Raw genomic sequence first — 13,807 nt, 5'->3', positions numbered from 1 at the left:
CGTTGGAGTACCCATGGGAGCCCGAGCCACACGCCTTTCAGACCTGAAAATCAAAGCCGCCAAGCCCAAGGACAGAGACTACACATTGACCGACGGCGACGGCCTTCAGTTACGAGTCCGAACCAACGGTTCGAGGCTTTGGAATTTCAACTACATCCATCCCGTGACCAAGAAACGGATCGACATGGGACTGGGGACGTTCCCGGAACTCAGCCTGGCTCATGCGCGAAAACGCACGGTTGAGGCCAGGGAGCTGGTTGCCCAAGGACTGGACCCGAAAGAGCAACGCGATGCAGATCGCCAAGCGAAAAAAGCTGCGACAGAGCACACCTTTCAAAACGTGGCGACGGCATGGTTTGAACTGAAGAAAGACTCCGTGACAACCGCCTACGCTGAAGACATTTGGCGATCGCTCACGCTTCACGTCTTTCCGGATTTGCACACGACCCCGACTTCTGAAATCAGCGCTCCTCAGGTCATCAAATTGCTTAAGCCACTTGAGACCAAAGGCAGCTTGGAAACGGTCAAGCGCCTGACCCAACGCCTCAACGAAATCATGACTTACGGGGTGAACTACGGACTCATTCATGCCAACCCCCTGAGCGGAATACGATCGGTCTTCAAAAAACCAAAGAAGAAAAACATGGCGGCATTGCCCCCCGATGAGCTCAATGAACTCATGGTGGCGATCGCCAACGCCAGCATCAAAAGAACCACCCGGTGCCTCATCGAGTGGCAGCTGCACACGATGACTCGGCCATCCGAAGCTGCGACCACCCGATGGGCTGACATCGACTTCAAGAAGAAGATCTGGACGATTCCACCGGAGCGAATGAAGAAACGTCGCACACACATCATCCCGCTCACGGAGCAGGCTTTGGCGCTCTTGGAGGCCATCAAGCCCTATAGCGGACACAGGGAGTACGTGTTTCCCGCCGACCGGAATCCGCGCACCCACTGCAACAGCCAGACCGCCAACATGGCGCTGAAACGGATGGGCTTCGAAGGGCGCCTGGTCAGTCATGGAATGCGCTCGATGGCGAGCACTATCCTCAATGAAAAGGGATGGGACCCTGAGCTGATCGAGGTTGCACTTGCCCACGTCGATAAGGATGAGGTGCGTAGCGCCTATAACCGAGCGGACTACATTGAGCGCAGACGGCCGATGATGAAGTGGTGGAGTGAACACATCCAGGGAGCAGCTACCGGCAATCTCTCGGTATCAGCAACCATCGAAAGCAGCGATCGGAAAGTAGTTGCCATACGCTGATGAAGGACTGTCATTGGCTGATACGGAACAGCTTTTCACAATCGAACTACCAGGCCCCGAACAATACGATGGTGATGCAAATCGTATTGTCGACTTACACGCAGGGTGATCCGCAATGAGATGCAGAGGAACGGGCCGTAGTGGTCCATACCTCGGAGTCATCTCATGGCAGACCTACGCACTCACCAGAACTCGCAAGACCAAGATGCTCTGTGCACCACTTTGACTGCGCTCATGCTCGATGTGCGCCTCACCCCCTTGGAACGCAATGGTTGGCAGGTCTTGCGTATGCTTCGCACCGCGGATGGCCTCAGTCCGTTAGTGAACATGGGGCAACTGCGCCGCTACCTCACTTGTACTCCCTGTGGACAGCGCGCTGGCGCCGCAACGGCTTGGCGCGCTTTAGCGGTGCTGCGACTTACAGGATGGATCAGCTTCGTGAGGCGACATTGCGATCTCCTGACTGGCAATGTTCAAAGCGTGTTGTATCGGGTCAATGAGCGCGCTCTAAGCTTCCACGAAGCTTGTGCTCTCGACGACAGCCTGGAGGAGCTGATGGCTACCTGCATCGGCCATAAGAACAAACAGATCAAGCATCTTGCCGAGCACATTCTGGCGACCTCTGAGAACACGCGTGAACATCTCCCCATTGCCATCCGGGAGCAACGGAACAAAGACGATGAACCACCGCCCTCGGCGCCATCGCGTAAGCGTCCAACGGTCAATCCAACATCCACACCTAGTACTTTCGCAGACAGATCGACCGTTACGCAGCAGACCAAACAGACTCGCCAGATACCTCGGGAGCAAGACCGTACGTATAAGCCGTATTTGTATAAAAAAAAACGTACGTACCGCGCGCATACGCGTGAGGAAAGCGATTCACCATCAGCGCCCCTGGCATTGCCGCCATGCCTGGCCAGCGCCAAAGCAGACCAGCAACGAGACGTGCTGGCGGCCTTGAAACGGTTGCCGCCACACCATCGCCAGGACGTGCTGGACGAACTACAGGCACGTAGCCAAAGCGGCACGGTACGCAATGTCGTCGCCTATTTCTTCGCCCTGGTGAAGCGTGTGTTGATCGGCGAGTTTCGCTTGTGGGCTGGCCGCAAAAAACAGCACCCGGCTGGCGAGCCAGTCGCGATTCAGCCCGCACCTCGCGTTCACACAGAAGTCTGCAAGAAGCCACTAGAGCGCTCGGCATGGCGCGAAATTGGCCGGCCACACATTGCCAACATGCGCAAAATCCTGGCCGGTCCGAGGGTTGCTGGGGACTTGGTTGCACAGGTGATGGAAGGTAAAGGGTGGCAGCCGTGTCCCGCCTAGGGACGCGTACTCAACGCCTGTAACTCATGAATATCCGGTGCTCTTACCTAACATCAGGTAACACTCCATAGCCGGTTTTTGGATTGACAGCAAAACGTCCGCGGATGCACTTTTACAAGCGCATACCGGCCGTCAGGATCATCACGACGGCACTGCGGTTTTCCGCAGGATCCTGCCAATGACCGCATCGCTTCCGGCAGCGCGGACAGTCGACTTAAGTGTCGATGGAAGCACGCTATTCCCACCCACCCACGACGGGCCTTTCCCCGTCCTGGGGCAGGCCTTTCTTTGTTTTTGGAGGCCTTAATGAAAATTCGACTGGCAATGTATGAAGCACTGAAATCGATTAACGTGCCTGAGCCGAAAATCGAAGCAGTAATCCAAGCCATGGAGCCGGCTCTGCCCCCATCTCCGGCAGTTAAATTCGATTCCGACATAGGACAATTTCGGGCAGCGTTATCTCAGCTTGAGGTAAGTCTTACTATGAAGATTGGCGTGATGCTTTTCCTCGCGGTGGCGATTCTCTTCGCCGCGGTCGTGTTTATTCGTTAACGAGACTACCTTTTCCGTGGATATCCGGAGCCACCTGTTCTAGGACCGGTGGCTTTTTCTTGTGTACCAGTCACTGGATTGCGTCGGCCATGTTTTCTAGGCGCTGGCGTTAGACCGGGTACAGACCTTCGGCCAAGGGCAGCTATCGGCCAATAGCAGACATTTATTAACTGAAACGCTCAGCCCATGATCGAGCGTAGACACACTGCTGATGACTTCGTATTCTCGAAAAAAATTTGTCGTAATTCTCTTTTGTCCTTTTCGCGTTACTAGCGCTAGGAACAAGCCTAAAGAGGTTACGCATAGGAAAATAGCGGAATGCGGCACAAGCGTCCAAAAAACGGGCCATTTCTGTCTACCAACTGTTAGGTTAGGTTTTTTTAGAGCGACCAACGCGATATGGCAGGTATATATGAAACACTGGACTGAGCCAAATGGGATACTTTTAATTCAAGTTCCAATCGATTGGCAGTACCTTAATTCAGGTCTTAGCGACTACGAAGAGAAGTCGCCTTACGGGTTTCAACTTTATGAAGACCCCGTAGGGTGCTTTCAGCTAAGTTGCTATCCATTGAGCGAGCTTGCGCCTAGCATCGCTAAAGCTAATCCAAACGGAGTCAGAAGATTAAGCTGGAAGGAGTCCAGGGAAGATGACTCAGATTTTTGCACACACCTGTTCTTTGGCGCTTATTATGATCAAGCATTGATAGGTAAATATATCTATGATAGGAGCCTTGAAGGCGACAAGAGAATTGCTGAACAGCTTGCAATCGTGAATAAAATTCTATACTCGGTTGTGATAGTGCCAGAGAGTGATCGTGAATTGGCTGCTGATCTCGATAAATTTGATCGATTCACAGGGTCTCTTGCGGCGTCACATGATCTTCTACGCACAGCAATCGACGCTGGGGCATGTATTGAGATCATTGCGATTGCAGCGAATCAAATAGATGCATATTTAAGATTGAGCCTGGTAATTGCAAAGCAGCTGGAGGAAAAGACGGATGATATCGAAACCAGATACCTTTTCCAGGCAGATGGAGAAAAGGGAATAACGGAGAGAAAAGTCTTCGAAGATGCTTTAAAAATTAAAGTAATTGATTTGGAGGCTTTCGACAGCTTGAATGAACTCTATAATCTGCGAAATCGTGTCATCCACCGATACATAATTTCAGATATCAAATCACGAGATCTTGTCGGGATTGCCGGAAGGTATTTGAATGCTTTGGAAAAAACACGTCTAACCCTTCGCAGCTTCGAGCAGAGACAAGAGGTCGTGCCTTATGGAGTGTACGGAACTAAGTTTTATAAAACCTTTGTTATGGACGACGCTATAAGGAGATTACACGCCAGCACAAATGACAAGCATCTTCTTGAAATATATAAAAAAAGCGTTAGCGGGAGAAAAAGCTAACAACACGCTACAGGTCACACTTGCCCCTGCTGAACCGTACTACGGTTAACGTCATAATCCAAACATATCCCTGGGTGCTTTTGAGCGTAGTGACTCCACATCATCGGTTCTGACCAGTCTCCGGCAAAGCACAGCAACCCCGTCAGGGAGTGTGTTTTATCCTTCCAGCTCCTAACAACTTGGCGCGTTTTGTGTTCTTTGAAATTAGCGGCGAGTAACTCGAAGGGATCGTTCAAGTCAGCAAAGCGAGATACCTTGATGCGCCCATTCTCTATGTTGCTGAGAGCGTGCTGGGACGCCGAAGGATGAGCTGGTGGAGAGCAAGCTATCGCGCTGCCCATATCTGATTTGTAGCCTGCTGCGATCCATTCGTTCCTCAGCGCAGATTGATGGGTACGTTTCCTTTTCCTTCGCGATGACTGACCTAGACGTCTTAGTCCTAATTGAGGGGCTGCTTCTGGCCGCCCCCCCCAAGTCGCTGCTCTACTTGTCGAGACGAGTCCCCTTATCCGTGGTCTTTTCGCGTAGGAGGCTAAAGCCTCCTGAACCAGCTACGCGTAATTTGCCCAACCACCCACTGGCAACCTTCGGCCATGCCTGCTTGACCAACTCAATCACCCATGTCAGTCGATAAAAACGAGGCTGCCCAAAAGGATATGCTTTGCTCACTTTATCCGACTTGTAGGTGCTGGCATCGCGACATAACATCTGGCAAACGATGATGTAGTAAGCGAATGGGACAGAACAATCTAACGCAACGGAAGGTGGGCAATGGCGATTCAGAGCGGCAGTGCACGCGGATCAGAGTGGCGGCAATGGGATTTGCATATTCACACTCCAGCTTCATTCGAGTGGAGAGGGGCGAAGTTTGACCGGAAAACCCCGGATTCAGCTGCGAATAAAGCGCTTGTTGATGAGATGATTAAGGCGCTTAACGAAGCGAAGCCCGACGTTTTTGCGCTTATGGATTACTGGACGTTCGATGGATGGTTTGCTCTCAAGCGCAGATTGGCTGAGCCAGAGGCTCCGAAGCTGACGAAGACTGTATTCCCAGGTATTGAGCTGAGACTTGCAGCTCCAATGAGGGGGCGATTGAATGCCCACGTACTCTTCTCAAACGAGCTTGACAACCAGATTCTGAAGGACTTCCTTGCCCACCTCCGTATCGCATTGATTGACAGACCCTTGTCTGACGCCGCTCTCATAACCTACGCACGAGAAGCCCCTGAAGGCTTGCTGAAACCCCACGGGATCAAGCCCGAACAAATTGCAACTGATGATGAGCAAGCTTACATAGCAGGTGCAAAAATCATTGAACTGACATGCGAGAGCTATAAAGAAGCTATTGCCAAAGTCCCAGACGACCAAGCCATTGGCTTCATGCCATACGATACAAGTGATGGCTTGAGTGATGTGAAGTGGACAGAACACTATGCCTATTTTTTGGGCCTGGTTAGGTGCTCCCCGATTTTCGAGAGCCGAAACTTGGACGTGCGCTCTGCATTCGTTGGAGAAGAAACGCCAGGAAATGCCAAGTTTTACTCGGGCATCAGGAAAGGGCTGAGCGATGTCTCTCGATTGGTTGTGGCAGGTAGCGACGCCCACTGCTTTATCGGTACTCCTGGAAGTAATGATCGGCGTGGATACGGCGACTTTCCGTCAGACAAAAAAACCTGGATTAAAGCTGATCCCACATTCCGTGGTTTACAACAGGCCATCCGAGAGCCTGCGAAACGTTCGTACATAGGCGTAACACCACCCAAGCTTGACCAAATTGCTGCCAACAAAACATATTTCATCGATCATGTGGTGATCAGTAAGGTGGAGGGATCCCCACTGACTTCACATTGGCTGGAAGATGTCCTTCTTCCGCTGAGTTCCGACCTTGTCGCTATCATTGGCAATAAGGGGAGCGGCAAGAGTGCCTTGGCCGATGTCATTGCTCTGTTAGGCCATTCCCGGCAAACCAACCATTTCTCATTCCTTCGAAAGGAGCGATTCCGGGGCAAAGCTGGAGAGCCCGCTCGACAGTTCGAGGGCTTTCTTATCTGGCATGACGGGACTATTAACACTTGCAATCTAAACGCTGACCCGCCTGCTGAGAAAGTTGAGATGGTGAGGTACATTCCACAAGGGCATTTTGAAGATCTCTGCAATGCGCATGTAACCGGTCAATCTGACGCTTTTGAAGATGAGCTTAGGTCGGTCATTTTTTCGCATACCGATGACGCAATCCGATTAGGGGCATTGGATTTCAATCAACTGATTGAGCAGCAGGAAAGCACCTTCCGTCTCCAGTTGAACGAGTATCGCAAAGATCTCAAGAGGGTCAATCTTGAGATTGCAAGCTCCGAAAACCAGCTCCATCCACTGATCAAGAAAAGCCTAGTGGAACAGCTAGGGCTCAAACAACGGCAGCTCACCGAACACGAAGCCTTGAAACCAGCAGATATGGAAAAACCGTCTGCTGATCTATCGCCAGAGCAACAGGTGACAGCTGCGGTCCTTGAGAAAATCGCGGCCGAACTTAAGCGCCTGGATGAGGAGCGGAACGTAGCCAATGAGATGGCCTCACAACTCGCCGCCAAGAGCAAGGCCTTGAAGGATGTGAGGGAACAGACTCGAATACTCCAACGCGTTTATGATCAGTTTGTTGCCGACACGAATAAAGACCTTACCCTGCTGGGGTTGGAAGTCGCCGACCTTGTGAAAGTCGAGACCAATTTGGCCCCGTTGCAACAGCTGGCAGAGGCAGTTCTGGCTGGCCAAGCAGCTATAGGCACCAGCACCACAGTTAGAGAAGACGCGCGTCAGAAGTTTTTGGAGCAGCAAACAGAAGCCAAAGCGCAGCTAGATCAACCTCAACTAATTTATCAAAATTATCTGTTCGCTGTTGACGAGTGGCAGCGCAAATATCAGGACCTAGTTGGTGACACTGACGCCCCAGAAACCGTGAAAGGGCTGGAAGCTAGGATCGCGCAGATCGATGCTCTGCCAGCGAGCTTGGAGACGCAAAGAGTTTACCGGCAGCAGTTGGCAGGTGATATCTACGACATCCTTGATGCTCAGCGCCGGGCGAGAGAGGCGTTGTTCAAGCCGGTTCAGGAACTCATCCAGGGCAACAGCCTGATTCGCGAGGAGTACAAGCTCGGGTTCAAAGCGAAACTCGGAGGTTCAATCGACGCTTTTGCCACAAGCCTGTTTACCTTGCTCAAGCAGAACGTTGGCGAGTTCCGAGGTGATGACGAGAGTTTCAACACAGTACGACGCCTGGGTGAAGCTGCGAATTTCGACAACCGTGAAGAGGCCGTGGCTTTTGCACAGGCCCTGCACGACAAAATTTCTGCAGCTGCTGCTACGATAGGTGACAAAGTGGAGTACGGCATCGACTCTATGCTACGCAAAGACAAAACCGCGAACGAGGTTTATGATCTTTTATTCGATCTTTCCTATCTAGAGCCTCGGTACTCACTCCTGTTCCAAGATGCAGAAATCGAGCAGCTCTCGCCTGGTCAGCGTGGGGCACTGCTCCTGATTTTCTATTTATTGGTGGACAAGGGGCGCAATCCCATCATTCTGGATCAGCCGGAAGAGAACCTCGACAACGAGACCGTGGTGAGCCTTCTGGTGCCGGTGCTTACTGAGGCAAAGAAACGTCGGCAGATCATTATGGTTACACACAACCCGAACCTTGCGGTCGTATGTGATGCGGAGCAGATCATCTGGTCTCACTTCGACCGGGCTAACGGCCAGAAAATCTCTTACACCGCAGGTGCCATCGAGAATCCTTCTATTAACGAACATGCGGTCAAGGTGCTTGAGGGAACGAAGCCTGCATTTGATAACCGCAGGTTCAAATACCACTGAGGATCGGCCTGCCGGTTGATGTGCACTCAGCCCTGCCCGAGTCCTTCAATAATGGAGCCACGTTGGAGACCTCCGCATGGATGCGAGACGGCTTGACTTGGGTCATATACCATTCCTTCTACTCGCCGATTGCAACCCTTCGCTAGGGCGAGCAGTCGACCCAAAGTTGCCAGGCGCTCCGGGCGTAGGTTTCCGAAAAATGTCTGGACTGAAATGGCATCATTACCTCGGGCTGCCAGAATCAATCCTACGTTTCCGCCGCCGGAGTCGCCAACGAGCTCAAGCTGGGTCACGCTAGTATTACCTACCTGATCAAGCGCGTAAGAGACGTTCTCTATCGCTTCGAGGCTGAACCTCGGTTAGTTCCAACGGTCATGCATCAGGTACAGATAGGAGCGGGCCACGTAAGCAGCGGGAGTCGGATCGACGGCCGCCAGCTTGGAAGCCACCAATCAAGCCGTATATGACATCATGCATTCAAGAAAAGCGGCGTCCAGTTCACCGAGCGACCGTTCCAAGTAACGGCGCCACTTCCCCAGAGCAACGGAAGCGAAGCTTTGGGCACTGAGTGCCCAAACGCATGAGTCAATCCCAGCCCATGCATGCCTAGCGCGCTGTTTTCTAACCTCTCGTCGCTCCACATCGTCCAGCCTTTAAGCGCGTTCATCTGAAGCAAATAATTGCGCCACAATTGTTGGCCGATTGCTCGCAAAAACTGGTCCGCTTCATTGCATTGCTCGGGGGTAAAGCAGGTTTTCAAGCTTTCGAAGAGATGCGGCTTGATTGTGCCGGCGGCAGGCCCGCTGTCTCGCAGTGCTTGAATGTCGAAAGCAGGGTCGGCGATGCTAGTTATCAATTCCTCTGAGGCCAAGGCAAGCGTACTGTTGCTCTGCACGGAGATATTGGTGAAACCTTCATCTTGAAGGTAACGATTGACCATAGCCGTTCCATAGTCGGTACTCACGCCATACATCAAGGTCAGCGAAACATTGCTGAGAAGAGCTGGATCCTTTAGGGGCATCGTTTTTTCACGGCCTGTTCGCCTACCTAAAAGGCTGTCAAAAACACCAATTGCTTCAGTACCGCTCCACAAGCCATCTTCCACCACGACAATGCGACCATTCGGGTGCAGTTCGATGGCCTCAGCAGGCGAGCTGAGCACTTTCAAATGCGGCAGCCGTTTTGCTAGTAGGTTGGCAATGATGTCTCCGCTTTTGCTCACGCCCCGACCGTCCCGATTGAACGCAGCAATATCAGCCTCGGTGAGCGGCGAGCTGACTAGACAGTCGGTGAGTTCGGGAGCGGTCATTAGCGTCGTTCTTGCCAAGATCGCATCTGCAACCCAGGCAAATTTACCCAGCCGGCCAAACTGACTTTTCCAATCGGCCAACGCATTCACATCGATATGAGCATGGGTCCACGAACGAAGGATACTCGACGATGCCGTTAGAACGGACAATTCACAGTTTCCGAGAAGCTTCGCCAGTTGGGGCTTGTCCTGACCCCCTGTCGAAAAAGGTTTGCTCAACTCCTTCGCGCTGTATGGGGCAAATTCCACTTGCTGGGTTTTGAGAAAGCTGCGTAGCCTCAGCTGACGTTCAGCCTCGTGAGTGGCGCAAACGAGATACCCGTTGGTGGCCCCGCCAGGCTTCTTTTCTTGGAGTACCTTCATGATTTCGAAGTGAAAGGCATGTGCATCGTTCTCTACTTGAAGGTCGACTTCAAGCTGGTGAACAAAGCGCTCAACTACCGCAGGATGGCCATATTTCTGAATAATTTCTGAAATTTTAAGCACATGTCTGGTTTCAGACACGATCAGCAATGGCCGCATAAAACTTTAATCCGCAGGCTTTTGATAGATTTCGAGCAGTAAACCTGCTGGTACGCGAATTTCTTTCAGATCGGCCAACGACATGCGATCAATTGCCCTATGCATTAGTGCGCGCAGCTCTCGCAGATCTGTCGCCTCACCAACAGCGAGAACGTTTTCTGGAATCTCCAGGCGAACCTGTTCGACGTCTAGCTTTTTAGGTACTTTGAAAGGTTTAGGGCGAGCCCCGTTAGCCATTTGGGCTGCCCGAGTAGGTTCTACACCCACCCGCTCCAGCTCTTCTTTCAAGCGGGTAGTGACCAGCCGGGTACGAGCGATTTCCCAGCTTTTAAGGTGGTTTTCCGTAGCCGTTCGCCGAGCGCGCAGTACGGAAATCCACTTATGGTAGAAGGCAGGCTGGTCGAGCGTTGCAAGCAACTCATGGCTCAGAGCGCTATCCTGTTGGTCTTCAGCATAGGCCTTAGCCAGCACGCGAAACTCCTCAGAAGACATTTTGCACAATGGCTTGACGTCAGGCCGAAGGGATTCGCTGGAGAGGGCTACATGAAAAGATTCGGTCACGGCATCAACCGCGACAACACAATCAATATTCGGGTTGGAAAACGCATCCCAAAACTGCGGAAGAGTCATCAATTCGGGTAGCGCTACGGCATGCGAGACACCTTTACCGGGTGCTTTGACACGGTACAAAGTATCCGACGGAAGCGCTCCCACGAGCTCCACGCTCCGTGACAGCTCGATTGTGACAAGACTTTTCAGCCCACCGAGCGCCTTGATGGTTTTGGGAGATATGGCACGCCTGACAAACTGGCCAAGCTGAGCGCCCAGGATGTCCGGCCCATTTTTTTCGAAGTGATTTTCAAGCAAGTGCTCAATTTGAGCGATTTCGAAGTGAGTCAAACGACCTTGCATATGTTGACAATTTCCTGACGAGGTTCAACTCAAGCGAATAGTCGCTTGAGTTGAACAATAATTAGTCGTCGGAGAATGCATAAATCGACATGGCGAAGTCCGATACTTCGACAAGGAAGGCCAGAAATCCTTCACGCGCTCTACTGATAAAATGTATCAGTTCTGCTTCCAGCAGATCTTAGAGCTTGCCCCTTTCGGTCGCTCTTGGACGAGGCGGTAGCGCCAAGAGAAGGAACCGTCGCAGGAAACGGTAACCAAGTCCAAATGAGGGTTGCAGACCTCTCATGCATGCTGCGCCGAATGCTAAGCGCCTAGCTAGTCACGCCACGCGCATTCGTTGGGTTCGTCCATTTTGGACAGACAGCCTCTGGTTTGTCAAATCCACGTGCCTGCTTATTGATTCAGCGAGGCTCCATATCGTCTGTTTCGCCTTCGCCGGATCGTTAGCATGCACCCCCCCCTAGGGGCCCGGAGCTCATCTCCATTCTTTTCTCCTACGAAGAAGCGGCCAGCATTTTTAGAAACACACTACACCAGGATACGGGCTGGTTCCATCAACCTACCTCGGATCTAGCAGTCATGTCACAAACTGTGGTGAAAACGCAGGGCAATCAAACAGGGACTGGCCAGGTTAAAGGGAGGTAGTCAGGCCTATTACCTCAGTTGGAGCCACGGAGGGGCAGAGGTAGGGTAAATCCAGATATCAACGTCGCCGACTTGCTCGCCCATACCCGCAAACTGCTGGCATTGGCTAATATCATACATTGGATCCGGTATGTCAGTTGGACGGCATCAGGCGCAATATCCTGCTGGGTATTGCGCAGGGCATAATGCCGCGCGCCAGATCAGTTCGACCCGACATAGTCGATACATCTCGGTAACGAGCGGCATACGTGCATTCACATAGCATGCATGGACGACTTAGTCCCAACTCCGCTTTTCATACAAGCTCCCTGCGCAGGCGTGACAATGGGGACCATGTCGCATCTGCGCACGGAGCCGACAAGGCCGAAGGCCGCGTCAGTACCACAGGTATTGGACATCTGCCGCAGAGCCCATCTCTACCGAGAGGCGCGCAAGTCATGAACTGGGCCGTCACTGCAATCCGCAGTGACGGCCCAGCCAACGCCCCAACATCACGGGCAAATCCTGAACCCTAAAGAGTGCGGCATACATGATGATGCCCCCATACACTGGCCCAGCAAAAACCTAAGACGACAGGTTCGAACGTCATCATCCCAACAGCGCAAGACTCCTGCAAGCGCTGATCCAGCAGGATGGAGTTAGCCAGGTAAGCAAGGCTCCAAAAGCATACCGACCCATACCCGACGGGGCGGAGCCACTTTTGTTCTATCGGATTTATTCCGTGATGTGCCGCTACTGCACCGTCCTAGGCAGCGGTCCTTTGTGCGACGCCGACTGCTTCCATTTAACTATCCCACCCACTTCTTTGGAGTACTCATCGACGCTGAAAACTCGTTCATCCCGATCCATCTCCGTATGACCTTCCAGCAGGAAGAAAGACGGACGTCTCAGCCGAGACATCGGTGTTTCCTGAACACCATGCCCCTGCCCTTCGGGGATCTCGCCTAGCGAGTTGGCACCAACACTTACCAATGATTTTCAGGACAGGACAACAACACAAATCAAAGCCCGTGAGCGTAGATGGGATATGGACGATTTGACCTACACCCTGCGACAACTTTGCCGGCGCAATCGCGATGGCAGTCACAACACTCAGGCCGACCGTATCCGCTCATTGGGGCTGATCGCTCGCCAACTGCGCGAGTCTGGTTTCCGGCAGATGAAAGCGCCCTCGCTCAAGGGCAAACACGTACTGGCACTGCTGGATCGCTGGCAAGGCGAAGGCCTGTCACCTGGCACCATCAAAAATCGGCTTGCGCACCTTCGATGGTGGGCTGAAAAAATCGGCAAGGCTGGCATTCTCCCCGCGGACAACACGCAACTGGGAGTGGCGGACCGGCGCTTCGTCACTAACGTCAGCAAAGCCCGGGAACTGGGAACAGGCCTTGGCAAGATCACCGATGCTCACGTGCACATGAGCCTCCAGCTTCAATCGGCGTTTGGACTACGCCGGGAGGAAGCGATCAAGTTTCATCCCAAGTATGCGGATCAAGGAGATCACATTCTCCTCAAGGGCTCATGGACGAAGGGTGGACGTGATCGCTCTGTGCCGGTCACCACTTCGCTACAACGCGAGGTATTGAACGCGGCGCATCGTCTAGCGGGAACCGGCTCATTAATCCCGGCTCAGAAAACGTATATCCAGCAGAGAAACACTTACGACGGTCAGTGCAAGGCAGCAGGCCTGAGCCACATGCATGGGCTACGTCATCATTATGCACAAAGCCGTTACGCAGCTTTGACAGGGTGGAAAGCACCGGCGGCAGGAGGAATCTCTTCCAGGGAATTGAGTCCAGTGCAGCGCTCTCAAGACAGTCTCGCTCGACAAATTATCAGCCGTGAACTTGGGCATGAGAGAACACAAATTACTGCGACATACCTTGGCCGATAATTCAGGGCGTTCGAGGTCGATCCTCAACAATCCGAATCTGAAGGTGGTGGTGACCACAGGCAGTGAGAAACCTCACACAACATTACGAAACAGTCGGAA

Annotated in this window: 8 protein-coding genes; 6 read left to right on the top strand and 2 right to left on the bottom strand. The window is 52.6% G+C overall.

The window, feature by feature from the left end; translation table 11 throughout:
• Positions 1-13: 13 nt before the first annotated feature.
• From AC515T_RS03940 to AC515T_RS03920, 5 genes are all read left to right on the top strand, one after another.
• Positions 14-1,270 (top strand): integrase domain-containing protein, encoded by a 1,257-nt coding sequence (locus tag AC515T_RS03940; protein ID WP_496531520.1) that lies wholly within the window; start codon positions 14-16, stop codon positions 1,268-1,270.
• A 165-nt stretch (positions 1,271-1,435) separates the two neighbouring features.
• Entirely contained in the window at positions 1,436-2,596 is a 1,161-nt protein-coding gene (locus AC515T_RS03935; RefSeq protein WP_496531519.1) for an STY4528 family pathogenicity island replication protein, read from the top strand.
• A gap of 306 nt (positions 2,597-2,902) precedes the next feature.
• The gene (locus AC515T_RS03930; protein WP_496531518.1) at positions 2,903-3,148 is read left to right on the top strand and encodes a hypothetical protein; all 246 of its coding nucleotides are present in this window, start codon (positions 2,903-2,905) and stop codon (positions 3,146-3,148) included.
• A 412-nt stretch (positions 3,149-3,560) separates the two neighbouring features.
• Positions 3,561-4,562 carry a hypothetical protein gene (locus AC515T_RS03925; RefSeq protein WP_496531517.1) on the top strand — a complete coding sequence of 334 codons (1,002 nt, stop codon included), beginning with the start codon at positions 3,561-3,563 and terminating at the stop codon, positions 4,560-4,562.
• 771 nt (positions 4,563-5,333) lie between these two features.
• Complete coding sequence (locus tag AC515T_RS03920) at positions 5,334-8,429, top strand: TrlF family AAA-like ATPase (RefSeq protein WP_496531516.1); 3,096 nt, start codon at positions 5,334-5,336, stop codon at positions 8,427-8,429.
• 469 nt (positions 8,430-8,898) lie between these two features.
• On the opposite strand, the gene AC515T_RS03915 is transcribed toward AC515T_RS03920, so the two are convergent.
• Both AC515T_RS03915 and AC515T_RS03910 read right to left on the bottom strand, forming a co-directional pair.
• Positions 8,899-10,260: a phosphoribosyltransferase-like protein gene (locus AC515T_RS03915; protein ID WP_496531515.1), complete on the bottom strand. Its 1,362-nt coding sequence runs from the start codon at positions 10,258-10,260 to the stop codon at positions 8,899-8,901.
• A 6-nt stretch (positions 10,261-10,266) separates the two neighbouring features.
• The gene (locus AC515T_RS03910; protein WP_496531514.1) at positions 10,267-11,172 is read right to left on the bottom strand and encodes a hypothetical protein; all 906 of its coding nucleotides are present in this window, start codon (positions 11,170-11,172) and stop codon (positions 10,267-10,269) included.
• 1,672 nt (positions 11,173-12,844) lie between these two features.
• Between AC515T_RS03910 and AC515T_RS03905 the strand changes: the two genes are divergently transcribed.
• Complete coding sequence (locus AC515T_RS03905; RefSeq protein WP_496531513.1) at positions 12,845-13,708, top strand: integrase domain-containing protein; 864 nt, start codon at positions 12,845-12,847, stop codon at positions 13,706-13,708.
• Positions 13,709-13,807 lie beyond the last annotated feature (99 nt).

The sequence above is a fragment of the Pseudomonas sp. FSO-7 genome (assembly GCF_059579345.1).
Note: the sequence above shows the minus strand (reverse complement) of the source record. Positions and strands in the feature narration are given on the sequence as shown.

Bases quoted from the DNA above. Each gene is read 5' to 3' on its own strand.
- AC515T_RS03910 (WP_496531514.1), bottom strand. From the start codon at position 11,172: ATGCAAGGTCGTTTGACTCACTTCGAAATCGCTCAAATTGAGCACTTG.
- AC515T_RS03930 (WP_496531518.1), top strand. From the start codon at position 2,903: ATGAAAATTCGACTGGCAATGTATGAAGCACTGAAATCGATTAACGTG.
- AC515T_RS03925 (WP_496531517.1), top strand. From the start codon at position 3,561: ATGAAACACTGGACTGAGCCAAATGGGATACTTTTAATTCAAGTTCCA.
- AC515T_RS03905 (WP_496531513.1), top strand. From the start codon at position 12,845: ATGGACGATTTGACCTACACCCTGCGACAACTTTGCCGGCGCAATCGC.
- AC515T_RS03935 (WP_496531519.1), top strand. From the start codon at position 1,436: ATGGCAGACCTACGCACTCACCAGAACTCGCAAGACCAAGATGCTCTG.
- AC515T_RS03940 (WP_496531520.1), top strand. From the start codon at position 14: ATGGGAGCCCGAGCCACACGCCTTTCAGACCTGAAAATCAAAGCCGCC.
- AC515T_RS03915 (WP_496531515.1), bottom strand. From the start codon at position 10,260: ATGCGGCCATTGCTGATCGTGTCTGAAACCAGACATGTGCTTAAAATT.
- AC515T_RS03920 (WP_496531516.1), top strand. From the start codon at position 5,334: ATGGCGATTCAGAGCGGCAGTGCACGCGGATCAGAGTGGCGGCAATGG.